This window comes from Ruminococcus sp. FC2018 (genome assembly GCF_000621805.1).
GTDB lineage: Bacteria > Bacillota > Clostridia > Oscillospirales > Ruminococcaceae > Hominimerdicola.
The window spans coordinates 58,011-83,088 of the sequence record NZ_JHXH01000004.1 but is presented as its reverse complement, the minus strand read 5'-3'; the positions used below and the strand labels follow the sequence as shown (position 1 = coordinate 83,088).

Below are 25,078 nucleotides of genomic sequence, written 5' to 3'. Positions count from 1 at the left end.
GTTGGGCTTTGACTTTAGCAGAGTGAGCGGCTTTTTAAACGGCTTGAGCTATGATGCTTACGAATATATGGGTGCTCACCTGTGTGACGGGGGTGTGCATTTTGCCACCTTTGCCCCCAACGCCGAAAATGTCAGACTGATGCTCAACGGTAGTTTTTACGATATGCAGCGTGATGACAGGGGAGTGTGGACCGCCTTTTGCCAAGGGGCAAAGCAGGGGGATATCTATCAGTATGTTATCACCACCAAGACCCTTGAACAGCATTACCGCTCGGACCCCTTTGCCTTTTACAGCGAGCTTCGCCCTAAGAATGCCTCCATAGTCTATGATATGGACAATTTTAACTGGAACGATGAAAGCTGGATGAGCCGGCGTGATAAAAGCTACGAGCGTCCCGTGAATATATATGAGGTACACTTTGGCAGCTGGAAAATAAAAGAGGGAATGCAGGACGCACAGAGGTTTTATTCTTACTATGAGCTGGCGGATATGCTTATCGGCTACGTGAAGGATATGGGGTATACCCATATTGAGCTGCTGCCTCTGACAGAGCATCCTTTTGACGGCTCGTGGGGGTATCAGGCAACAGGCTATTTTTCCGCCACATCAAGATACGGCGAACCCAACGGTCTGAAATACTTTATCGACCGCTGTCACACACAGGGCATCGGTGTTGTTCTGGACTTTGTCCCCGTACACTTTGCAAGGGACTTTTTTGCCCTGCATATGTATGACGGGGGATATGTTTTTGAAAGCCAAGACCCGATGAAGCGTTACAGTGAGTGGAACACTGCACTTTTTGACTACTCAAAGCCCCATGTGCTCAGCTTTATGAAGTCGGCGGTAAATTTCTGGATAGATAAATATCACGTTGACGGCATACGGTACGATGCTGTGGCAAATCTTATATACCAGCAGGGCAGGCAGGATATGCCGTACAACGACAGCGGACTGTGGTTCGTGCGTGATACCAACTACACAATGCAAAGACTTCACCCGGATGTTATGTTCTTTGCGGAGGACTCCACAGGCTATGAAAAGGTCACCGCACCGGTGGAGTTCGGCGGTCTCGGCTTTGATTACAAATGGGACCTGGGCTTTATGAATGATACCATAAACTATATCAAAACACCACCTGTCCAGAGACCGAAGCATCACCACAAAATGACCTTTTCCATGAGCTATTTTTACAGCAATCTGTATATGCTCCCTTATTCCCATGACGAGGTGGTCCACGGCAAAAAAACAATGCTTGACAAAGCGTTCGGATCCCAGGAGGACCAAATGGCAACCATAAGGGCGCTTTATATGTGGCAGATGACACACCCGGGGAAAAAGCTTAACTTTATGGGAAATGAGATCGGAGAATATATGGAGTGGCGTGAGGAAAAGGAGCTTGGCTGGAACATTCTTTCGTACCCCGCTCACGATTCCCTGCACCGGTATATAAAAAGGCTCAATCAGATCTACCTGACCGAGCCTGCACTTTATAAATACGATTACAATGCCGCATCCTTCCGCTGGGTGGATGCTGACAACCGTGGAAGATGTATTTTCGCATTCCAGCGAAATGACCTTGAGGGACATCTTATATACTGCGTTTTCAATTTCTCTGCAAGCAGACAGAACTATGTGCTTAATGTGCATATGAACGGGGAGTACGAGGAAATGCTCAACTCTGACCGTGATATATACAGCGGTTCAAACTGTCTCAACGAGCACTGTATCGCAAACGGATATAAGCTGAATATCTGCCTTGCACCAATGTCCGCAGTAATGCTGAGGAAAAAGGGTTAAAGCAGATCGGAAGGCTCAAAGGCTATCTGAGCACCCTCACGGATAAGCTCTGTCTGACCACGGTATCTTTCACTGTCCGTCTGATAGGGCGGGATAACGAAAACATCCGTGCCTGCTGTAAGAGCATGGGAAACTGTGTTGAGACAGCCGCTTTTTGCCGAAGCTTCCACCACAAGAAGCTTTGAACTCAGCGCTGCGATAAGCCTGTTGCGCTGTGTAAAATTGCTGCGAACAGGCTCTGAATACGGCGGATACTCCGAGATCACTGCACCCGATGCGGCGATCTCTTTTTGTATTTCAAGGCTGCCGTAAGGATAATCGCAGCCTATTCCGCAGCCAAGGACTGCAACTGTACGGGAACCTGAACGGATACAGCTCAGATGAGCACATCTGTCTATGCCTGAGGCAAATCCGCTGATTATCACCCTGCCGCTGCGGGCAAGCTCGCTTGAAAATCTGCTGCATATTTTCACAGAATAGTCGCTTGGGTGCCTTGCACCGATTATTCCCACAGCATCACTTGATAAAAGCGTGTCAGGGTCGCCTTTGACGTATAAAACTATCGGCGCAGGCACAGCACCAAAGCTGCGGAGGTAGGAAATGTCCTTCAAAGTTATTATCTTTACACCGCTTTTGCGGCAGTTATCCAGTATACTTTCTGCTGTTCCCACGCTGACCTTCCCAAGAGGCAGCTTTGACTGATGGGCGTGATCCAAAGCTTTTTCCGGGCTTGAATGTTTTTCAAAAAGCTCCCTGAAAAGCTGTTCTTTGCCACGAAATGCTAAGGAACATTCTATCCATTTTATCAGGCTGTCCGCCATTTTCCCTGCCTCCTTCCCGGTTTTTTCATATATTGATGATAACATATTCTGTGCGCTTTTTCAACCGCCTCTGTGCTTGCATTATTGCACAATCCTGTGATGATCTATTTGTTAAAGTATACAAAAGTTTGGCATTCCCCCAAAAAGTTGTGTACTATCGTTGTATAATGTGATACAATGTACTTGTAGTTGTATCTCTTTTCCGAAAGGCGGTGCTTCAAATGCTTGAAAAGCTGAAAGAAAAGTATAAAAAGATACGTTGGACAAGGACTTTGTGCAGAAGAACAGGCTTGACACTTGCTGCGCTTTTGATCTTTTTCCTTGCTTTGACAACCCACCCGGTGGAAAAAACCGCAAGTGCAGATAACTCGTCAAGTTCCTCTGAAAGCGGCACATCTTCCGCTGCGGAAAAGAAAAGCTATGAGACCAAGTATGAAAAATTTGAAAATGACAAGGTGAATAATACAGGTTTTCTTGTGCTGGATAACAAGGTCCATTCCTATACCGCAAATGCCCAGGACCTTGTTCCTATTTATTCGTATCTGTTCAACGCAAAGGGCGAACAGGTGATGACCACCAGCAGTATGAATGTTTCGGGCAATAAAGATATGTTTGCCCACCTGAACTCGATGATAAGTGATTTTGCTGCGGCTACCTCGCTTCGCACCATAATGGTCACCAACTCATCTTACCTGCTGGACGGAAAGGTCTACAAGACGCAATATGATATCCCTGCTCAGCAGACACAGGACGATAAGGCAAAAGAAGAACCCAAAGAAGCCCAGGAGAAGACTGAAAGTGGGAATACCCCGTCATCCGCAGGGTGCTTTGAGCATCTCACGGGACTTGCGGTGGATCTTCAGCTTTACGAAATGGATAAGGGAACTTATCCGGAGTTCACCGGAGAAGGCAAATATGCATGGATAAATGAAAATTGCTGGAAGTACGGCTTTGTGCTGAGATACCCTGCTGAAAAGCTGAGCGTGACCGGTGTGGAGGGCAAGAAAAACCACTATCGCTATGTGGGGCAGGCTTATGCCAAGGTGATGCACGACAACGACCTGGTGCTGGAGGAGCTTTACGACTTTCTCAGCAAGTATACATATGAACAGCCCCTTGTGATAACCACATCAGACGGCAAACAAAGAATGATATACAGCGCAGAGCTTGATAAGGAAAACTCCACTACGACAATACCCACCCCGGAGACTTCCAAATCTGATATGGGCTATGAGATAACCGGAAACGGCGGCGGCAGGGTATTTATATGTGCCGACATAGGTGTAAGTGTTACGCCGCCTGACGAGGAGTCTTCCAAGTCGGAGACCCAGAGCGAGAAAACAGAATAGATAGTCAAGCACGACCCATGACCTCCGCCTGAAAGGCGGAGGTCATTTCAGTCTTTCGTCAGGGGAATAGCTCCCCGCCGAAAGACTGAGGCTTACGCCGGGTCGTGCCTTAATGACGCAGTGCTGCCGCTTAACGAACAGCTGTACATTTATTTGTACAGCTGTTTTTGTGTCCCTTTTCGGCTCAATAACATACTATATACAAAATAACGTCCGTTTTGGCGGACGAAACAGGAGGATATCGTATGTCGGAAAAATTCTTTCTCGGCTCAATGACACCCAAGGGGTTTGTAACGCAGTTCGGTGAATATGTGAATTCTGATAGCTATTATACTTATATTCTGAAAGGAGGAGCGGGAACAGGAAAGTCCTCGCTTATGAAACGCCTTGCAGACAGCTTTGAGGAAAGCGAAAATGTTACCCGCTATTACTGCTCGTCGGACCCGGATTCGCTGGACGGTGTGGTGCTGCACAGTTCAAAGACTGTTATAGTTGACGGGACAGCCCCCCACGTTTTTGACCCGGTGTATCCGGGTGCCTGTCAGAGGATAATCGACCTGGGAAGCTGCTGGGATAACAGTATGCTGAAGGATAAAAAGGACAGTATTGTCCGGGCGGTGAGGAAAAACAAGGCACTTATGACAAGCGCAGCAAAATATTCAGCTGCTCTGGGGAAAATATGCGAGGATACTCTTTGCTGCGCTCAGGATTGTCTTGATAAGCAGAAGCTGGAGGGCTTCTCAAAGCGTTTCTGTAAAAAGCTCTTCGGCAAAGCACGTGGACACCGGGGCAGGAGCTTTGTCCGCTATCTCAGCACAATGACACGATACGGGTACATCACATTCCGTGAGACCCTGGAAAATTATCTTGATGTGTATTATCTCTGCGATGACGCCTTTGCCGCATCGGATATGTTTATTTCAGCCGTTGCAAACTACGCAATGCAAAGGGGCTACGATGTGAAGCTGTCCCCGTGCCTGCTCTTTGGAAACACGGTATATGAGCACATTCTCATTGACGAGATAGGGGTTGCTCTGGTGTCCGCAAGCCCTCTCAATGGACTTGATGCAGCTGGCAAAAAGATAAATATGTCAAGATTTTACCACAAGGCTCTTTGGTCGGAAAACAAAAGCCGCCTGAAAGAAAATGCCACCCTTGTCCGTGCGCTGAAAGACGCCGCCGGACGAACAATGGACAAAGCAAAGCAACAGCACGACGTGATAGAAAGCTATTATATAAATGCCATGGATTTCAAAGCCGTTGGAAAAATATACAAGACAATTTCCGGGGAAATATCCGCAAAATAAAAAAGCAGGAGAGCAGCGCATTGCTGTTCTCCTGTTTTATGTTGTCTTTATTTTACCGCCTCAAGCAAAGCGTCCACCTTGTCGGTCTTTTCCCATGCCACACCAAGATCCTCACGACCCATGTGACCGTAAGCGGCAAGTGCCTTGTACTGTGGTTTACGAAGCTCAAGCATCCGGATAATTGCCGACGGACGAAGGTCAAATACCTTATTTACAGCCTGTGAAAGCTTTTCATCGCTGACCTTTCCCGTGCCGAAGCTGTCCACCATAACGGAAACCGGTCGTGCCACACCGATAGCGTAGGCTATCTCCACCTCGCACTTGTCTGCAAGACCTGCGGCAACAATGTTCTTTGCAACGTATCTTGCGGCGTAAGTTGCCGACCTGTCAACCTTTGTGGGGTCCTTTCCGGAAAATGCTCCGCCGCCGTGGCGTGCGTATCCGCCGTAGGTGTCAACGATTATCTTTCTGCCTGTAAGACCGCTGTCTCCCTGAGGTCCGCCCACAACAAACCGTCCCGTGGGGTTGATGAAATACTTGGTGTCCACAAGCAGCTCCGGGGGGATAACAGGCTTTACCACATTTTCGATAATATCTGCTCTTATCTGCTCCAGAGTAACTTCTTCATCGTGCTGTGAGGATACTACCACTGTGTCTACTCTTACGGGTTTGCCGCCGTCGTATTCCACAGTGACCTGTGTTTTTCCGTCAGGACGCAGATAACCCATCGTGCCGTCCTTGCGGACAGCGGTGAGCCTCATGGCGAGCTTGTGCGCAAGAGATATAGGCATTGGCATAAGCTCGGGAGTCTCGTTGCAGGCAAATCCGAACATTATTCCCTGGTCGCCTGCACCGGTGTCATTTTCTCCAGCATCTCTGCCCTCGAGTGCATTGTCCACACCCATGGCAATGTCAGGTGACTGCTTATCTATCGTGGTGATCACCGCACAGGTGTTGCAGTCAAAACCAGTCTTTGAATCGTTATATCCTATCTCGTTTACAGTGTCCCTCACTATCTGGGGAATATCCACCACAGCTTTTGTGGTTATCTCACCCATGCACATTATCATTCCAGTTGTGGTCACAGTTTCGCAGGCGACCCTTGACATAGGGTCCTGCTCAAGCATAGCGTCAAGAATAGCATCAGACACCTGGTCGCATATCTTGTCAGGATGTCCCTGTGTTACCGACTCGGATGTAAAAAGAAATTTAGACATTTGCTTACCTCTTTCTATGTAAATAGGGTCCGGCTTTTCGCCGTGTGAATGAGTCAAAAATAGCCGAAAAAAAGCACTTCGTTTCCGAAATGCCTGAAATACCAATGATTTCCTCATCTCTCGGAAAACTCCGCAGGATTTAGCACCTTGTGTAATAAATACCCAGGTTGCCGGGCTTCATAGGACCTGTCCCTCCGCCACTCTTGATAAGGCTATTATTTTAACAAGGAACATTATACAACATATATCTGCCTTTGTCAACACAATACGCAAATGCTTTGTAAATTTTTTATGTACTGAGAATTGTTATAAAAATGTAAAAGTTATCCCTTGATATTTACATTGTAAATTTTATATGTTATAATCATTTGGTGAGAGCGTGCCGATGGACGGTATGCTACATCAGTTAAGCCTATCAAGGAGGAAAAAATAATGGTTAGAGCGATAGTCGGTGCTAACTGGGGCGACGAGGGTAAGGGAAAGCTTACCGATATGATGTCCCAGGAGTCTGACATAGTAATCAGGTTTCAGGGCGGTGCAAATGCCGGTCACACCATTGTGAACCATTACGGCAAATTTGCCCTTCATACGCTTCCTTCGGGAGTTTTTTATGACCATACCACAAATATAATAGGCAACGGCGTTGCGCTTGACGTTGAAAAGTTTTTCAACGAGGTGAAGGATATCACCTCAAAGGGCGTGCCTATGCCAAAGATACTTATCTCCGATAGGGCACAGATGGTAATGCCTTATCATGTGCTTTTCGACCAGTACGAGGAGGAAAGACTGGGCAAGGCAAGCTTCGGCTCAACAAAATCAGGTATCGCACCTTTTTATTCCGACAAGTATGCTAAGATAGGTTTCCAGGTACAGGAGCTTTTCCATGAGGATACTCTGAAAGTCAAGATAGCAAGAGTGCTGGAACAGAAAAATGTTCTCCTTGAGCACCTTTACCATAAGCCTGCCATTGATCCGGATGAGCTTTTTGAAACACTTATGAGATATAAGGAAATGCTTGAACCTTATGTGTGCGACGTTTCCGCTTATCTGTGGAAGGCTATAAAGGAAGGTAAGAATGTCCTTCTGGAAGGTCAGCTGGGATCCTTGAAGGACCCCGACCACGGGATCTATCCTATGGTCACATCTTCCTCCACCCTTGCAGCTTACGGTGCTATCGGTGCAGGACTTCCCCCTTATGAGATCAAGACTATCGTTACCGTTGTAAAGGCTTATTCCTCTGCTGTGGGCGCAGGCGCATTCGTTTCCGAGATATTTGGTGATGAAGCTGAGGAGCTGAGGAAAAGAGGCGGCGACGGGGGAGAGTATGGCGCAACCACTCACAGACCAAGAAGAATGGGCTGGTTCGACTGCGTTGCCACAAAGTACGGCTGCCGTATACAGGGCACCACAGATGTTGCCTTTACGGTCATCGATGTGCTGGGCTATCTGGATAAGATACCTGTGTGCGTGGGCTATGAGTACGAGGGCAAGCTCCTTGATGATTTCCCCACAACTCAGGTGCTTGAAAAGTGCAAGCCTGTGCTTGAAGTTCTTGACGGCTGGAAGACTGATATCAGAGGCATAAAGAATTATGAGGATCTGCCGGAGAACTGTAAGAAATATATCGAGTTTGTTGAGCAGCATATCGGCTTCCCGATAACAATGGTCTCCAACGGACCCTCAAGAGACGATATTATCTACAGAGAAAGCAAGCTTAAATAAAAAGACAACGAGCATCGCCTGTGAGCGGTGCTCTTTTTTTGCCGCCCGGCTTTTAAAATGCTGTAAATTTTATTAAAATTAGACAAAACCACTTGAAAAAAAACGGCAAATGGTTTATAATATACATGAATGTATGAGCTGTACATTTACTATTTAATGAGAGGAGTTTATAAATGATTTATTCTCACGAAGTTGAAACAATGTGCCCTATCGCACAGGGCGTTGCTCATGGCGCTGCTCCTATCCCGGAGGAAGCTAAGTGGGTAAAGGCAAAAGAGATCAAGGACATCTCCGGCTTCACACACGGAATCGGTTGGTGTGCACCTCAGCAGGGTACCTGCAAGCTCACACTTAATGTTAAGGATGGAGTTATCCAGGAGGCACTGGTAGAAACTATCGGATGCTCCGGCATGACCCATTCCGCAGCTATGGCAGCTGAGATCCTTCCCGGAAGAACTATTCTTGAGGCTCTCAACACAGACCTGGTTTGCGATGCTATCAACACTGCTATGAGAGAGCTGTTTTTGCAGATCGTTTACGGTCGTTCGCAGAGCGCATTCTCCGAGGGCGGACTTGTTGTAGGAGCAGGTCTTGAGGACCTTGGAAAGGGACTTCGTTCACAGATCGGAACCATGTACGGAACATTGGCAAAGGGACCTCGTTATCTTGAAATGACAGATGGCTATGTAACAAAGCTGGCTCTCAATGCGGACGACGAGATCATCGGCTATAAGTTCGTTAACTTCGGAAAGATGATGGACTTCATCAAGGCAGGCGATGATGCTAATACAGCATTTGAAAAGGCACAGGGTCAGTACGGCAGAGTTGATGACGCTGTTAAGCTTGTCGATCCAAGAAAGGAATAAGGAGGTAACGAGTTATGGCATTATTTGAATCATATGAGAGAAGAGAAAAGCAGATACTTGGTGTTATCAAAGAGTATGGCATAAATTCTATTGAAGAGTGCGCAGATGTCTGCAAGGAAAAAGGTCTTGATATCTATCATCTTGTAGAGAAGATCCAGCCGATCTGTTTTGAGAACGCTAAGTGGGCTTACACCGTAGGCTGCGCTATCGCTATCAAGAAGGGCTGCACAAAGGCTTCCGAGGCTGCTGCCGCTATCGGCGAGGGACTTCAGGCTTTCTGTATCCCCGGATCTGTTGCAGACCAGAGAAAGGTTGGTCTTGGTCACGGCAACCTGGGCAAGATGCTTCTTGAAGAGGACACCGAGTGCTTTGCATTCCTGGCAGGTCACGAGTCTTTCGCAGCTGCTGAGGGCGCTATCGGTATCGCAGAGAAGGCTAATAAGGTTAGACAGAAGCCTCTGAGAGTTATCCTTAACGGTCTTGGAAAGGACGCTGCCCAGATCATCGCTCGTATCAACGGTTTTACATATGTTGAGACAGAGATGGATTACGAGAAGAACGAGGTCAAGGAAGTATTCCGCAAGGCTTATTCCGACGGACTTCGTGCAAAGGTAAACTGCTACGGTGCAAACGACGTAAGAGAAGGCGTTGCTATCATGTGGAAGGAAAACGTTGACGTTTCTATCACAGGTAACTCTACCAACCCTACAAGATTCCAGCACCCTGTTGCAGGTACATATAAGAAGGAAAGAACAGAGGCAGGCAAAAAGTATTTCTCTGTTGCTTCCGGCGGCGGCACGGGAAGAACTCTGCACCCGGATAACATGGCTGCAGGTCCTGCTTCCTACGGTATGACCGATACAATGGGAAGAATGCACTCCGATGCACAGTTCGCAGGCTCGTCTTCAGTTCCTGCTCACGTTGAGATGATGGGACTTATCGGTATGGGCAACAACCCGATGGTTGGTGCAACAGTTGCTTGCGCAGTTGCAGTTGAAGAGGCAATGAACAAGTAATATACTTGTATATAATAAGTTGTATATAATAAGGAGCTTGTGTTTTGGACAGGCTCCTTGTTTTTTTCTTGAAGTTTTCACAATCATCTAAAGTCCATTTAAGGTAGACAGATTATTATTAGCACATAAGGAAAAACAAGAACAAAGAACATGGAGGTATTCAAAATGTTAAAGAAAACTTATGCTATAATAATCTCACTGGCGCTTGCAATCGCAATGGCAGGCTGCTCTCAGTCATCAAGCAGCACAGACGCAAACACAGCCACCTCTTCTACAACAACTTCATCCGTACAGACCTCAAAGGGAACAGTCACTAATGCCAATGCAGGCATAGGAGAGGCCACATCCTCGACAGAGGATTCGTCTTCGGAACAAAACAGTACAAAATCTGACTCTGACAGATTTACAGAGCGTGACCTTCAGCAGACAGCCGATACATCCAATGCCAAGCAGCTCACCGTTTCCGACAACAGCACCATTGACATAACCTCGGAAGGCGTGTATGTTATAAGCGGTACAGCTTCAAACTGCACTATTAAGGTGAATGCCGGCAGTGAAGATAAGGTACAGCTGGTGCTTGACGGGGTGAATATTATAAACGACGATTTCCCGGCAATATATGTTTTGTCCGCAGATAAGTGTTTTGTGACCACCACCGAAAAGGAAAACAGCCTCAGCGTAACAGGCGAGTTCAAATCCGACGGCGAGACTAATACCGATGCGGTCATCTTTTCAAAGGACGACCTGGTGTTCAACGGTAAGGGTACTCTGAAGATAGTTTCCAAAAACGACAATGGCATATCCGGCAAGGACGACATTAAATTTACAGGTGGAACTTACGAGATAACCAGTGCAAATGACAGCGTTGAGGCAAACGATACGATCTCTATCTGCGGCGGAACGTTCAATATCACCTCGGGTAAGGATGGACTGCATTGTGAAAACGATGACAATGCAACGCAGGGTATCATCTATATCTCAGGCGGCACATTCAACATAAATGCCTCCGGCGATGCGATCCAGGGCAACACCAATGTCCAGGTTGACGGCGGCACACTTAACCTTAAAGCAGGAGAGGGTATCGAATCCACATATGTGCTTATCAACGGCGGAACGATCAATATCCAGGCTACCGATGACGGCATAAACGCTGCTAATAAGAGCAGCGCATACAGCACTCCGAACATTGAGATCAACGACGGTGAGGTCACCATTTCCATGGGACAGGGCGATACCGACGCCATTGACTCAAATGGAAATATCACCGTAAATGGCGGAAAGATCGATATTACCGCAGGAACGTCCTCCTTTGACTGCGACGGAAAGGCTGCCTATAACGGCGGTACTATCATAATCAACGGCACCCAGGTGGACTCTATCCCTCAGTCCATGATGGGCGGCGGCGGAAAAGGCGGAATGAGAAGCGGCAGAGGCGGCTTCTGACATTTAAACTGTACAAAAAAATACCCTGTTCGGCTGTTAGCCGGACGGGGTATCTTTGTTTTTTGTAAGCTCCCAGAATGCGATAGCTCCTGCGGTTGCAACGTTGAGTGAATCAACACCGTGATACATGGGTATCTTAACTGTAAAGTCACAGTCTGAGATCGTCATTTGATCCAATCCCTCACCCTCAGTTCCGAGAATCACAGCAAGCTTTTGCTGCCGGGATATGATCGGAGAGCTTATGCTCACCGTGTTGTTGCGAAGTGCCATTGCTGCTGTGGCAAAGCCATGTTCTTTCAAAAATCTCACGTAGTCGGGCACAGGCTGCTCCAGAAATGTCCATGGTATCTGAAATACCGTTCCCATGCTCACCCTTACGCTCCTGCGGTAAAGCGGATCGCTGGACGCCTTAGTCAAAAGGACAGCGTCTATCCCCAAAGCTGCTGCGTTGCGGAATATGGCACCTACATTGGTCTGATTCATTACGTTTTCAAGCACCGCTACCCTCGTGCAGCCTTTCAATATGTACTCAGCCTTTGCCGGCTCCCTCCGCCTCATGGCGCAGAGCAGCCCCTGCGTCAGCTTGAACCCTGTCAGTTCCGTAAGTACGTCGCTGGCTGCGGTGTATACCCTTACACCGTCGCAGGCTGAGATTATATCCTGTGCCTGCCCGTCTATGTATTTTTTCTCGCAAAGCAGCGATATAGGCTCATATCCCGCTTCAAGTGCACGTCGTACCACCTTCGGACTCTCGGCAATAAATATTCCCGGTTTGGGCTCATAATATCTCTTTAACTGTACCTCGTTGGTGCAGACATACGGCTCAAGCTCCTTTGCTCCAAGATCCGTTATCTCAATTATTTCTGCCATTTTCTTCTCCTTTATTTGCCGGCTTATCTCTCTTTGATTTTACCCCAATGTCCCCACATTGTCAAGCAAGTTCTTTCCTATATAGCTCTTTCTGCATATATTTTACATATGCGTACAAAAAAACGGACTTTTACAAGAAAATCGAACTAATGTTTGACAAATTCGAACATACGTGCTATAATGTAAATCAGAATTTGCCGCCGCGGCGGCACGCTTGTCCGTCGCATATCGGTTTGAGCAGGCAGCGGCTTTCGTGCCGCTCCGGGCTTTCACTTTGTGATAACTGTACAAGAGTAGAGCTGTGTTGTGCAAACCTCGGTAAATCCGCATTTGTTGAGGTATACCTGTCAAGCAACTGTGGGTATTCTCTTGGGAGCGTTTTTTCTCAAACTCTTTTTCTGAACTCTCTAACACTTTTCAGTGACGGGAGCTTTGCCTCCCGTTGCTGAAAAGTCATTAAAAGGTTTAGGAAGGGGGTCTGGGGGAGAACCCTTCTCCAAAAGGGTTTCCCCCAGCTGCTCGACACGCATACCCCGACAAATTCTGATTTAGCAAAGGAGGTGGAGTGGATGGAGAGGGTATATATAGCGATAGATTTAAAGTCATTTTATGCGAGTGTAGAATGTGTAGATCGGGGATTAGACCCGTTGGACACAAATCTGGTGGTAGCGGACAGCAGCCGGACGGAGAAGACGATATGTCTTGCGGTTTCGCCGAGTCTGAAGAGTTACGGGATATCTGGCAGGGCGAGGCTTTTCGAGGTAATTTCCCGGGTTGAACAGGTAAACAGGGAGCGTGCACGCAGAGCGCCCGGCAAGCGACTGACGGGCAAGAGTTTCGTCCACTCCGAGGTCGTGGCAGATCCTTCGCTTGCCCTTGACTACATTACCGCAACGCCACGTATGTCGCTTTACATGACAGTAAGTGCGCAGATATACGGTATCTACCTTAAATACGTTGCGCCTGAGGACATTTTTGCTTATTCGGTAGACGAGGTGTTTATTGATGCAACGGGGTATCTGAGCACATATAATACCGACGGACATGGCTTTGCCAGGATGCTGATACAGGACGTCCTCTCCGCCACGGGTATCACCGCAACAGCAGGTGTAGGGACTAATATGTACCTGTGCAAGGTGGCGATGGACATTGTGGCAAAGCATATTCCTGCGGACAAGGACGGGGTGCGGATCGCCGAGCTTGACGAGCAAAGCTATAAGGAAAACTGGTGGGATCACAGACCGATAACCGATTTCTGGAGAGTTGGAAAGGGAATTGCGGCACGGCTTGAAAAGCTGGGCATCTACACTATGGGTGACATTGCCCGTCATTCCCTTGACCGCTACCGCATTGGCAAATTGTATAAGTCTCTGGGCAAGAATGCAGAACTGCTGATAGATCACGCCTGGGGCATTGAGCCAACGACCATGGAGGCGGTCAAAGCATACAGACCACAGAGCAACAGCATCACATCAGGTCAGGTGCTGCAAGAGCCATGCGACTATGAGCGCACACGTCTTATCCTGTGGGAAATGGCAGATATGCTGTCTCTGGACCTGGTTGATAAAGGGCTTGTTACAAACCAGATCGTGCTTACGGTGAATTATGACCGTGAAAGTCTCGCCGACGGGCAGTACAAAGGCGAGGTCACAACAGACTATTACGGCAGAGTCGTCCCCAAGCACGCCCACGGCACGATCAATCTTGACAGACATACCTCGTCCACAAGAAAGATAGTGGACAGCACAATGGAGCTTTTTGACCGTATAATTGACAGGACTTTGCTGGTGCGAAGGCTGACATTGGTGGTGTGCAGCGTTATATCTGAACAGGATATCCCGGATAACGAGAGGTTTGAGCAGATAAGCCTGTTTGATGTGACAAGACCTGACAGTGACAGGGCACTTGAAAAGGAGCGTGCGCTGCAGGAGGCAATGCTGAAAATAAAGCACCGCTACGGGAAAAACGCTGTGCTCAAAGGAAAGAACTATACACAGGGAGCAACGGCGAGAGACCGCAACCGCCAGATAGGCGGGCATAAGGCATGATCTGCCGGGGCATAACCGTTACGAAAGCTCTGACCTGAAGGCTTTGAAGAAATAACATGGAGGTTGAATGTGTCTGATAATTATAACGATATAAAACAGCTTTCCCGTCCAAGGTATTATGACCTGCACCCCATGCCTATGAGCGACAGGGCAGCGCAGTTCTCACCGTTTGCGGCGTTGACAGGCTATGGCGATGCCGTGGATGAGACCGCAAGGCTCACCGACAGCAAGCTGGAGCTTACCGAGGACGAGGCGAATGAGCTGAATAAGAACCTGTATCGTCTGCTGGAGACTTGTGACAGTATGCCCGCCGTAAGGGTGACATACTTTGTCCCGGATAAGTATAAATCAGGGGGCAGATATGTTGTCAGAACCGGGACTGTGCGCAGGATAGATGAGTACGCAAGGACGCTGATATTTGCCGACAAGTCGGAGATACCCATAGACGATATGTTTGAGATAACATTTTGTGAATAGCAAAAAGGCTCACAGACCAAAAAGCGGTGTGAGCCTTTACAATTTGTCTTATGTACAAAAAAACGTACAGTTTATACTTCCCGTACAGCCCAGTCGATGGGTTCGACGCCCTTTTGCGAGAGGAAGCTGTTTACCTTTGAAAAATGCCTGCACCCGAAAAATCCACGGTATGCCGAAAGCGGTGATGGGTGAGGTGCCTGAAATACTCCGTGATTGGGGTTGGTGATAAGCTGAGCCTTTGACCTTGCGTTTGAGCCCCAGAGGATAAACGCAATGGGCTGAGGAGCGTTGTTGAGCTTTCTGATGATCTCGTCTGTGAGCAGCTCCCAGCCTTTGCCGCTGTGAGAGTTTGCCTGTCCCTGTCTTACGGTCAGAGAGGTGTTGAGCAAAAGCACGCCCTGCTGAGCCCAGCAGGTCAGATCTCCGCTTTGGGATATGGGGCAGCCCAGGTCATCGTGAAGCTCTTTGTAGATGTTCTGCAGCGACGGCGGAAGAGGAGTGCCCTTTTGCACCGAAAAGCACAGACCGTGAGCCTGTCCCGGCTCGTGATAAGGGTCCTGACCGATTATAACTGCCTTGACGTTTTCATATGGCGTGAATTTCAAAGCGTTGAAAATGTGGTACATATCCGGATAGACCTTGTACCTTGCATATTCACGCTTCAGAAACTCTCTTAATTCCAGATAATACGGCTTTTTAAACTCCTCACTGAGAATATCGTCCCAGCTGTTTCCTATGTGGACCATATCAGCTTACTGCCCCTGCGATAGCTGCCACTACAACGCCCAGAACCAGCAGAGCAACCATAGCCAGTGCGATTATTCTCACCATAAGAGGTTTTTTGTTGTTTTTCATTTTAAAAGCATCCCTTTCCTGAACATTCTTTTATTTATACGCCTTCAAAGCCTTGGCAAGCTGATCCGGACAGGAGGTTCCTCTGCCGTTGCAGTTTATGCCGTCAAGCTTTTGTATAACATCGTCGATATTCATGCCCTCAACCAGCTTTCCTATGCCCTGGAGATTTCCGTTGCAGCCGCCTGTGAATTTTACGCTGCGGACAACATCTCCGTCAAGCTCAAACTGTATCTGTCTTGAGCATACGCCCTTTGGTATATAGCTGATTTTTTTCATAAAGCTTTCCCCTTTCAGATCTTTGCCACGCCTGTTTCACGAGCTGCACGGGCAACTGCCTCGGCAACAGCCACAGGGACTTTTCTGTCAAATGCATTCGGAAGGATAAACTCCGCACAAAGCTGGTCTTCGCTCACGCAGCCTGCGATAGCCTTTGCCGCAGCCATTTTCATCTCCTCGTTTATATCCCTTGCCCTTACCGCAAGAGCACCCTTGAATATTCCCGGGAAAGCCACCACGTTGTTTATCTGGTTAGGGAAGTCCGAACGTCCCGTGCCTACAATAAATGCACCTGCTTGCTTTGCCTTGTCGGGCATTATCTCGGGAACAGGGTTTGCCATTGCGAATATGATTGGTTTATCCGCCATTGACCTCACCATTTCCTCGCTTACAAGGTCAGGCTTTGAAACGCCGATAAATGCGTCAGCACCCCTCATTGCATCAGCCAGGGAACCACGGATATGGTTTTTGTTTGTTACCTTTGAAAGCTCCTCGTGAGCCTGATTGAGCATTTTGTCACCCTCACAGATGATGCCCTCACGGTCCACCATAATAAGGTTGCCCACTCCAAGGCTGAGTATAAGCTTTCCTATGGCGCAGCCTGCTGCACCCGCTCCGTTTATAACGATAGTTATGTCGCTTATTTTCTTTCCTGCCACCTTGCAGGCGTTCATAAGTGCCGCACCCACAACGATAGCCGTACCGTGCTGGTCATCGTGGAAAACAGGTATATCAAGCTTCTCCTTGAGCTTTGCCTCTATCTCAAAGCACCTCGGCGCAGCAATGTCCTCAAGGTTTATGCCTCCGAAGCTGTCGCCAATAAGAGCGATAGTGTTCACGATCTCGTCCACATCGTTCGAATTTATGCAAAGAGGGAAAGCATCAACGTCTGCAAATTCTTTGAAAAGTGCGCATTTTCCCTCCATTACCGGCATACCTGCCAGCCCTCCTATGTTGCCCAATCCGAGAACTGCGCTTCCGTCTGTGATGACTGCCACAAGGTTTGCCCTTCTTGTAAGCTCGTAAGAAAGGTCGGGATCCTTTTGTATTTCAAGGCATGGTCTTGCAACACCCGGTGTGTAGGCAAGGGTAAGATCCTCTGCGTTGTTTATCTTTGTGCGGGATATGACCTCGATCTTGCCCTCCCATTTTCTGTGCATTTCAAGTGACTTTTCCATTACGTCCATTATTACATTCCTCTTTCGCTATAAATTCGCTATAAATATGAGGAACACTACACCTGTAATGCTCCTCTTATATACTGATTTTTTTACTGTTCTGTCTTCTGGGGTACCTTGTTTGTCTTCTGAGAGTTTTTGCTGATAAGCTTGAACATCTTGTCAAGGTTCTCCTGGTCGGTAACGAACTTGCCGATGTGGGTCATGGTGCTGTTGTAAAGGCCGTGGAAATCGGAACCGCCGGTAACGATAAGATCATTGTCTTTTGCCAGCTTTTCCAGCATCTGCTGCTTCTGAACAGTAGCAGAGAAATGGTAAGCCTCGATGCCGTCGATCTTTCCTGCCGCAATAAGCTCTTTAAGCAGCTCGATGTTATCAAACATACAAGGGTGAGCCATAACAGCGATTCCCCTTGATGAATGAATAAGATCAATAACAAAGTTAACGTCCGGATATTCTCTTGTAACAAGGCATTCACCGTTTGGCCATGCAAAAAGCTTGTCGTTTACCGAACCGTAAAACTCGGTGGCGTATCCGTAGTTCACCAGTGCCCTCATGATGTGAGATTTATAAATGCTCTTTGAACCCTTGGTGTACTTTTGTACCGAGTCGGAAGGGATAGGGTATCTGTCCAGAACTTTCTTTATCATGTCCTTTGCGCACTCTGTCCTTATCTGGCAGGACTTCATGCACAGTCCTTCCAATCTGTCCGGTTTCTGGGGAGCGTAGCAAAGTATATGTACTTTATTGTTGCGCTTTTTATCCCATGCGGAAAGCTCCACCGCAGGAATTACCTGAATACCGTATCTTTCGCCCAGGATCTTGGCTCTGCTTGAAGACGAAAGGGTATCGTGGTCGGTTATGGCAAGAAAATCCAGTCCCATTCTTTTAGCCTGAACGATTGTTTCTTCTATACCGAGGCTTCCGTCGGAAAGCGTGGTATGGCAGTGAAGATCGCCTGTCATAGTAAACCCTCCAAAGAGTGATGTATTTGTCGAAAAATTCAACTGTTTGATTATATCATATTTTCGGGGCAATATCAAGCACCCACACAAAAATTGTGTGTTTTTGTCGAATTTTAGCTTGTGTTTTTGGTGCTATTGCTATACGCCGCAGCATAACTGCCAGAAATGCCCATCTGGCATAGATACTACAGGTTGAAATATTTGTCTGAAAACCATACTTTTTCCACCTGGAAACTTCTGCCCCTGAGATATTCAAGACAGCCTGCATCGGTTGGGAAGTCAAAGGTGAGCTTGTAAGCGCAAAGGACTTGTGTCTTAACATTATATTCCCGGTTTACGGCGTTTATGCCATACTTCCCGTCACCAAGCAGCGGATAGCCTATGTGTGCAAGATGCGCCCTTATCTGATGGGTCCTGCCGGTTATGAGCCTTACCTCCAAAAGTGCAAGCTTGCCGTCGCTGCTCACGTCAAGGACTTTGTACTGTGTGGTCATGGTCTTGTTATACGGGGTCTTTGAGTCGGTTATCTTTACAACTTTGGTCTTTTCGTTGCGCTGGTGATAGGCTGTAAGTGTGTCCTCTTTCTTTTTCGGGACACCCACAGTAACGCAAAGATACCGCTTGTCTATCTCTCTGTCCTTGACCTTCTGATTGAGTATCCGAAGGCTTTGTGCGTTCTTTGCACATATGACGATGCCGCAGGTGTTTCGGTCTATGCGGTTGCAAAGAGCGGGCACGAATGAGATTTCCTTTTCCGGGTCGTATTCTCCCTTGTTGTAAAGATAGTGTAGTATGCGGTTTATAAGGGTGTCGCTAACACCGCTCTCGTCCTCATGGACCACAAGCCCTGTTTTTTTATCGCAAAGAAGGATATTATCGTCCTCGTACACAATGTCCAGTACATCCGGGGCTTTGAGGAAGGCAGGCTTTGACGTGTCGCCCTCAAAGAACTCATCGTTTATGTAAAGCTGTAAAACGTCACCCTCTCTGAGCCTGTCGGAAATGGCACAGCGTTTGCCGTTAAGCTTTATGCGCTTTAGACGTATATATTTGTACAGCAGGCTTTGCGGCAGGTCCTTCACCGCCTTGGTCACGAATTTGTCAAGCCTTTGTCCGCTGTCATTTTTGTTTATCACAAATTCACGCATAGCCCATTGTCCTTTCACGAGTTGTCAACAAAGATTGTACCACATTTTTTACCGTTTTTCAAGAGCCGCAGCACTTGTTGGAATGTGCTGTTGAAAAGTTTATCAAAAAAGTCTTTACATTAAAAATATTATGGAGTATAATTATGTGTAACGTTTGTTATGCACAAAAGGAGTTATTATGGATCACTTTGAACTTGTCAGCGATTATAAGCTTGCCGGGGATCAGCCCGAGGCTGTAGACGCATTGGTAAAAGGTCTTGAAAGCGGAATGAAGGAACAGACACTTATGGGAGTAACAGGCTCGGGAAAGACCTTCACCATGGCAAATGTTATCCAGCGTGTCAACCGCCCCACTCTGGTTTTTGCCCACAATAAAATACTTGCCGCACAGCTGTGCTCCGAGTTCAAGGAATTTTTCCCCAACAACTCCGTTGAGTACTTTGTGTCTTACTATGACTACTATCAGCCTGAGGCGTATGTGCCCAGCAAGGATGTGTATATCGAAAAGGACTCGGATGTGAACGAGGATATCGACCGCCTGCGCCATTCTGCAACCGCCGCTGTTGCCGAGCGCAAGGACGTAATAATAGTTGCCAGCGTTTCCTGTATCTACTCAATGGGCGACCCCTCGGAGTACAAGTCCATGATGGTATCTATACGCAAAGGACAGGAGATCTCCCGTGAACAGCTGATCGCACAGCTGGTGGGGATACAGTACGAGCGAAACGATATAAACTTTACAAGAACAAAGTTCAGAGTCAGAGGCGATACCGTTGAGATAATGCCTGCCAACTCCACAGATATAGCTGTAAGAGTGGAATTTTTCGGTGACGAGATAGACCGCATCAGCGAGATAAACGTGGTGTCAGGGGAACTGATCGGGAGTTATCTGCACTACATGATCTTTCCTGCCAGTCACTATGTTGTAAGCAGGGATAAAATGCAGGATGCTATCCACGAGATAAAGCAGGAGCTTGATGAGCGTGTTAAATATTTTAAGGACAACGAAATGTTCATCGAAGCAGAGCGTATTGCCCAGCGCACAAACTATGACATCGAGATGCTGGAGGAGATAGGCTTTTGCAGCGGTATAGAAAACTATTCACGTGTGCTGGAGCGCAGACCTGCCGGCACTGCACCCTTTACACTGCTTGACTATCTTCCCCGGGACTTCCTTGTTATAATAGACGAGTCCCATGTTTCCCTGCCCCAGATACGGGCAATGTATGCAGGTGACAGACAGCGCAAGCAGACTCTGGTAGACTACGGATTCAGACTGCCCTCGGCACTTGACAACCGACCGCTGAAATTTGACGAATTCTATGAGCGCATAAACCAGGCGATATTTGTCTCTGCCACCCCGGGACCCTTTGAAAAGGAAAAGTCGGGACAGATCGTGGAGCAGATAATAAGACCCACAGGACTGCTTGACCCGGAGGTTATCGTAAAGCCTATCGAAGGACAGATCGAGGACCTTATGAGCGAGATAAACAAGCGCATTGACAAAAATGAAAGAGTGCTTGTGACAACCCTGACCAAGAAAATGGCGGAGGACCTTACCGATTATCTTAAAGGCTTTGATATAAAGGTACGCTATATGCACAGTGAGATAGATACCATAGAGCGTATGGAGATAATCAGAGACCTGCGCCTCGGTGAGTTTGATGTGCTTGTGGGGATCAACCTGCTCAGAGAGGGTCTTGATCTGCCTGAGGTGTCGCTTGTGGCTATACTTGATGCAGATAAGGAGGGCTTTCTGCGTTCCGAGTCTGCCCTTATCCAGACCATAGGCAGAGCAGCACGAAATGCCGGCGGACAGGTCATAATGTACGCAGATACTGTCACCCGCTCAATGGAAGCTGCTATCACCGAGACTCAGAGAAGACGTGAGCTTCAGGCTGCCTTCAATGAGGCTCACGGCATTGTGCCAAAGACTATAATAAAGGACATCAGGGACGTTATCGAGATATCCTCCAAGGAGGACGTTGAGTATAAGACACGGCAGAGTCTGAAGATGTCCAAGCAGGAGCGCCTTGCGCTGATAGACAAGCTCACACGGCAGATGAAGGAAGCCGCAAAGCTGCTTGACTTTGAACACGCCGCATTTTTACGTGACAAGATAAAGGAACTGCGTGGAGAAGACAAATAATTGTTAACAGGAAGGTTATTATGGCAAAAAACGAAATAATTATCAAAGGTGCAAGAGAGCACAACCTGAAAAATATAGACGTTACCATTCCAAGGGACAAGCTTGTGGTGATGACCGGACTTTCCGGCTCGGGCAAATCATCTCTGGCGTTTGATACCATTTATGCCGACGGACAAAGACGGTACGTTGAGTCTTTGTCCTCCTATGCAAGAATGTTTCTCGGACAAATGGACAAGCCGGATGTGGACACCATAGAGGGGCTTTCTCCTGCAATATCCATTGACCAGAAAACCACCTCAAAGAACCCACGTTCCACCGTGGGAACGGTCACGGAGATATATGACTATCTTCGTCTTTTGTACGCCCGTATAGGCGTGCCGCATTGTCCTGTCTGTGGCAGGGAGATAAAGCACCAGACCATAGACCAGATAGTGGATAAGGTAATGTCCCTTGAACCGGGCACCAAGATACAGGTGCTTGCCCCCATTGTCAGAGGCAGGAAGGGCGAGCATACCAAGGAACTTGAAAGGTGCATGAAATCGGGATTTGTAAGAGCAAGGGTGGACGGGATAACCTATGAGCTTACCGAGGAGATAAAGATAGATAAGAATAAAAAGCATAACATCGAGATAATCGTTGACAGACTGGTGATAAAGGACTCCATCAAGTCACGCCTTACCGACAGCCTGGAAACCGTCTGCTCCATGTCGGGGGGGACGGTGATAATCGACGTTATCGACGGTGAAGAAATGATGTTTTCCCAGAACTACGCCTGCCCCGAGCACGGTGTGTCCATGGAGGACCTCACACCGAGAATGTTCTCCTTCAACAACCCCTTTGGTGCCTGTCCCAAGTGTACAGGTCTTGGGGTGTTCAAGAAAATAAACCCCGACCTTATAATACCAAACAAAGAGCTTACAATAAGACAGGGAGCTATCAAAGCTTCCGGCTGGAACAGCCTTGACGAGAAGTCGATTTCCATGATGTATTATGAGGCTATCTCAAAGCAGTACGACATCTCACTAGATGTGCCTGTTAAGGACCTGCCGCAGGACGCAATAGATATTTTCCTTTACGGGACCCAGGGGCAGAAGCTGAAGCTGACCAGAGGGGGAAGCTTTTTCTACAATGCCCAGTACGAAGGTCCGTTTGAGGGCATTATCCCCAACCTTGAAAGAAGATACAGAGAGTCGGCAAGCGAGTATTCAAAGGCGGATATCGAAACCGTCATGACCGACGAGCCTTGTCCCGAGTGTCACGGTCAAAGGCTTAAAAAGGAAAGCCTTTCGGTTACCGTTGGAGGGATAAATATCCATGAGCTTACCTCTATGTCCGTAATAAAGTGCCTTGAGTTTTTTGAGGGACTTGAGCTGACGAAAAAAGAGACGCTTATAGGCGAGCGCATCATAAAGGAAATAAAGGACAGACTGCGCTTTTTGTCCAGCGTAGGACTTGATTATCTCACCCTTTCACGTTCCAGCGGCACCCTTTCGGGAGGAGAGAGCCAGCGCATAAGGCTTGCCACGCAGATAGGCTCATCGCTGGTTGGAGTTCTGTATATCCTGGACGAGCCGTCTATTGGTCTGCACCAGCGTGACAACGATAAGCTTATCGCCACATTGAAGCGTCTGCGTGATATCGGAAACAGCGTAATAGTCGTTGAGCACGACGAGGATACTATGCGTGCGGCGGATTTTATCGTTGATGTAGGCGTGGGAGCAGGCGTCCACGGCGGAGAGATAGTGGCAGCAGGCACCGTTGAGGATATAATGAACTGTGAAAAGTCTGTAACAGGTCAGTATCTCAGCGGAAAGAAGAAAATACCGATTCCCGCTCAAAGGCGCAAAGGAAACGGCAAGTTCCTTGAAGTGCTGGGAGCACGGGAAAACAACCTTAAAGCCATAGACGTAAAGATCCCTCTTGGTACATTCACCTGCGTTACAGGTGTGTCCGGAAGCGGAAAATCATCTCTTGTCAACGCAATAATACAGAAAGAGCTTTCGGCAAAGCTCAACCGTGCAAAAACATTTCCCGGCAAGTTTGATAAAATGCTTGGCATTGAGCATCTTGACAAGGCTATCGTTATTGACCAGTCACCCATAGGCAGGACACCACGTTCAAACCCTGCCACATATACAGGTGTGTTCAACGATATCCGTGAGCTTTATGCAAATACCAACGATGCCAAGATGAAAGGTTATACCGCAGGCAGATTTTCCTTTAACACCAAGGGCGGACGCTGCGAAGCCTGCGAGGGCGACGGCATAATAAAGATAGAGATGCACTTTCTGCCTGATGTATATGTACCCTGTGAGGTCTGCGGCGGAATGAGATATAACCGTGAGACCCTGGAGGTGCGATATAAGGGAAAGAATATTTACGATGTCCTTGAAATGACTATTGAAGAGGGAGTGTCATTTTTCGAGAACCATTCCAAGATAAAGCGTAAACTGGAAACGCTGTTTGAGGTGGGACTGGGCTACGTAAAAATCGGTCAGCCTGCAACCACACTCTCCGGCGGTGAAGCCCAGAGGGTAAAGCTTGCCGCAGAGCTTTCAAAGCGCAGTACCGGCAAGACTATCTATATCCTTGACGAACCGACAACAGGTCTGCATACCGCAGATGTCAGCAGGCTGCTCGAGGTGCTTGAAAAGCTTGTGGATGCGGGCAATACCGTGCTTGTTATCGAGCATAACCTTGATGTTGTAAAGACAGCGGACTATATCATCGACCTGGGTCCCGAGGGCGGCGACGGCGGCGGAAATATCGTCTGCACAGGCACACCAGAGCAGGTGGCAAAGTGCAAGCAATCTTATACCGGACAGTTCCTTGTGCCAATGCTGAAAAAGTAAAAAGGGATATAAATGCGGTAAGACACACTATTAAGAAAGTGTAATAACATACGCCCCCGGGAGCATATGCTTTCAGGGGTGATGCTTTTGTTTGTCTGTGAGATAAAAGGGGTAAAGCTGCGGCTTTGTTTTTCGTTCCCTGCGGTGTTGTCGCTGAGCTTCCTTCTGGGAGAGGGCAATTCAGGAAAATTGCTTGTAATGCTTGCCTGCTGCGCTTTGCATGAGTGCGGACATATTGCTGCCATGCTGCTTTGCGGCTGCAAGCCGGGAGAGCTGACCCTTTACGGCGGAGGCATAAAACTTACCACCCCTGTGCGCCTGAACTCGTTTAAAAAGGATATTTTTATCCTTGCCAGCGGCTGCGGAGTCAACTTTCTGCTGGCATTTGCAAGCTGCCTGGTAAAAGGGGAGCTGACTTTTTTTGCACAGGTCAACCTGCTGCTCGGGGGCTTTAATCTGCTGCCTGTGGGTTATCTGGACGGGGGAAAAATGCTTGAGCTTGTCCTGAACGGAAGGGGAGCGGTATGGATAAAAGGGTGCTTTGCCCTTCTTGTTGCCGTTCTTGCAGTGCTTTGTGCCGTAAACGGGCATATGAGCGTTACCCTTGTGTGCGTTTTGCTGTATATGTTTATAAGCTATATAAGCGCATTTGTCTCCTGATTGTGCAATAAATACAAATCACGAGTAAGAAAAACCACGATATTTTACGAAATGCACAGTT

General features: G+C 47.8%; 20 protein-coding genes and 1 riboswitch. Of the genes, 12 read left to right on the top strand and 8 right to left on the bottom strand.

The window, feature by feature from the left end:
* Position 1: 1 nt before the first annotated feature.
* On the top strand, positions 2-1,798 hold the full coding sequence (glgB, locus tag T494_RS0103895) for a 1,4-alpha-glucan branching protein GlgB (RefSeq protein WP_242836377.1): 1,797 nt from the start codon (positions 2-4) through the stop codon (positions 1,796-1,798).
* Here the strand turns inward: glgB and T494_RS0103890 are convergent.
* Positions 1,795-2,664, bottom strand: coding sequence for a DNA-processing protein DprA (locus T494_RS0103890; RefSeq protein ID WP_081777207.1), 870 nt, complete (start codon positions 2,662-2,664; stop codon positions 1,795-1,797). The genes glgB and T494_RS0103890 overlap by 4 nt on opposite strands.
* Positions 2,665-2,840: 176 nt before the next feature.
* Here T494_RS0103890 and T494_RS0103885 point away from each other — a divergent pair, with 176 nt between their 5' ends.
* Both T494_RS0103885 and T494_RS12205 read left to right on the top strand, forming a co-directional pair.
* Positions 2,841-3,968, top strand: coding sequence for a D-alanyl-D-alanine carboxypeptidase family protein (locus T494_RS0103885; protein WP_028505164.1), 1,128 nt, complete (start codon positions 2,841-2,843; stop codon positions 3,966-3,968).
* 245 nt (positions 3,969-4,213) lie between these two features.
* Positions 4,214-5,275 carry a hypothetical protein gene (locus T494_RS12205; protein WP_051540035.1) on the top strand — a complete coding sequence of 354 codons (1,062 nt, stop codon included), beginning with the start codon at positions 4,214-4,216 and terminating at the stop codon, positions 5,273-5,275.
* 47 nt (positions 5,276-5,322) lie between these two features.
* On the opposite strand, the gene metK is transcribed toward T494_RS12205, so the two are convergent.
* Positions 5,323-6,492 (bottom strand): methionine adenosyltransferase, encoded by a 1,170-nt coding sequence (gene metK, locus T494_RS0103875; protein ID WP_028505163.1) that lies wholly within the window; start codon positions 6,490-6,492, stop codon positions 5,323-5,325.
* A 110-nt stretch (positions 6,493-6,602) separates the two neighbouring features.
* A riboswitch (SAM riboswitch) is annotated at positions 6,603-6,705 on the bottom strand.
* Positions 6,706-6,924: 219 nt separating this feature from the next.
* Here metK and T494_RS0103870 point away from each other — a divergent pair.
* The 4 genes from T494_RS0103870 to T494_RS0103855 all read left to right on the top strand — a co-directional run bounded on the left by T494_RS0103870 (position 6,925) and on the right by T494_RS0103855 (position 11,539).
* Entirely contained in the window at positions 6,925-8,214 is a 1,290-nt protein-coding gene (locus tag T494_RS0103870) for an adenylosuccinate synthase (RefSeq protein ID WP_028505162.1), read from the top strand.
* 173 nt (positions 8,215-8,387) lie between these two features.
* Positions 8,388-9,080: a nitrogen fixation protein NifU gene (locus tag T494_RS0103865; protein ID WP_028505161.1), complete on the top strand. Its 693-nt coding sequence runs from the start codon at positions 8,388-8,390 to the stop codon at positions 9,078-9,080.
* A 14-nt stretch (positions 9,081-9,094) separates the two neighbouring features.
* Entirely contained in the window at positions 9,095-10,096 is a 1,002-nt protein-coding gene (locus tag T494_RS0103860) for a GGGtGRT protein (protein ID WP_028505160.1), read from the top strand.
* A 165-nt stretch (positions 10,097-10,261) separates the two neighbouring features.
* Positions 10,262-11,539, top strand: a complete 1,278-nt coding sequence (locus T494_RS0103855) for a carbohydrate-binding domain-containing protein (RefSeq protein ID WP_051540034.1) — start codon at positions 10,262-10,264, stop codon at positions 11,537-11,539.
* A gap of 36 nt (positions 11,540-11,575) precedes the next feature.
* On the opposite strand, the gene T494_RS0103850 is transcribed toward T494_RS0103855, so the two are convergent.
* Positions 11,576-12,409, bottom strand: a complete 834-nt coding sequence (locus T494_RS0103850; protein WP_028505158.1) for an RNA methyltransferase — start codon at positions 12,407-12,409, stop codon at positions 11,576-11,578.
* A 569-nt stretch (positions 12,410-12,978) separates the two neighbouring features.
* On the opposite strand from T494_RS0103850, the gene T494_RS0103845 reads away from it, so the two are divergent.
* Both T494_RS0103845 and T494_RS0103840 read left to right on the top strand, forming a co-directional pair.
* Positions 12,979-14,457, top strand: a complete 1,479-nt coding sequence (locus tag T494_RS0103845; protein ID WP_028505157.1) for a DNA methylase — start codon at positions 12,979-12,981, stop codon at positions 14,455-14,457.
* Between the two features lie 69 nt (positions 14,458-14,526).
* On the top strand, positions 14,527-14,934 hold the full coding sequence (locus T494_RS0103840) for a hypothetical protein (protein WP_028505156.1): 408 nt from the start codon (positions 14,527-14,529) through the stop codon (positions 14,932-14,934).
* Between the two features lie 71 nt (positions 14,935-15,005).
* On the opposite strand, the gene T494_RS0103835 is transcribed toward T494_RS0103840, so the two are convergent.
* From T494_RS0103835 to T494_RS0103810, 5 genes are all read right to left on the bottom strand, one after another.
* A complete protein-coding gene (locus T494_RS0103835) occupies positions 15,006-15,680 on the bottom strand; it encodes a uracil-DNA glycosylase (protein WP_028505155.1) in 675 nt (224 codons plus the stop codon).
* Between the two features lie 139 nt (positions 15,681-15,819).
* The gene (locus T494_RS0103825; protein ID WP_037343861.1) at positions 15,820-16,065 is read right to left on the bottom strand and encodes a TIGR03905 family TSCPD domain-containing protein; all 246 of its coding nucleotides are present in this window, start codon (positions 16,063-16,065) and stop codon (positions 15,820-15,822) included.
* 14 nt (positions 16,066-16,079) lie between these two features.
* Entirely contained in the window at positions 16,080-17,252 is a 1,173-nt protein-coding gene (locus tag T494_RS0103820) for a malic enzyme-like NAD(P)-binding protein (RefSeq protein WP_028505153.1), read from the bottom strand.
* 83 nt (positions 17,253-17,335) lie between these two features.
* Positions 17,336-18,208, bottom strand: coding sequence for a PHP domain-containing protein (locus T494_RS12200; RefSeq protein WP_051540033.1), 873 nt, complete (start codon positions 18,206-18,208; stop codon positions 17,336-17,338).
* 185 nt (positions 18,209-18,393) lie between these two features.
* Positions 18,394-19,356, bottom strand: coding sequence for an RluA family pseudouridine synthase (locus tag T494_RS0103810; RefSeq protein ID WP_028505152.1), 963 nt, complete (start codon positions 19,354-19,356; stop codon positions 18,394-18,396).
* Positions 19,357-19,534: 178 nt separating this feature from the next.
* Here T494_RS0103810 and uvrB point away from each other — a divergent pair, with 178 nt between their 5' ends.
* From uvrB to T494_RS0103795, 3 genes are all read left to right on the top strand, one after another.
* Positions 19,535-21,505: an excinuclease ABC subunit UvrB gene (gene uvrB, locus T494_RS0103805; RefSeq protein WP_028505151.1), complete on the top strand. Its 1,971-nt coding sequence runs from the start codon at positions 19,535-19,537 to the stop codon at positions 21,503-21,505.
* Positions 21,506-21,525: 20 nt separating this feature from the next.
* Positions 21,526-24,357, top strand: a complete 2,832-nt coding sequence (uvrA, locus tag T494_RS0103800) for an excinuclease ABC subunit UvrA (protein WP_028505150.1) — start codon at positions 21,526-21,528, stop codon at positions 24,355-24,357.
* A gap of 66 nt (positions 24,358-24,423) precedes the next feature.
* Positions 24,424-25,017, top strand: a complete 594-nt coding sequence (locus T494_RS0103795; RefSeq protein WP_051540032.1) for a site-2 protease family protein — start codon at positions 24,424-24,426, stop codon at positions 25,015-25,017.
* The last annotated feature ends 61 nt before the right edge of the window (positions 25,018-25,078 follow it).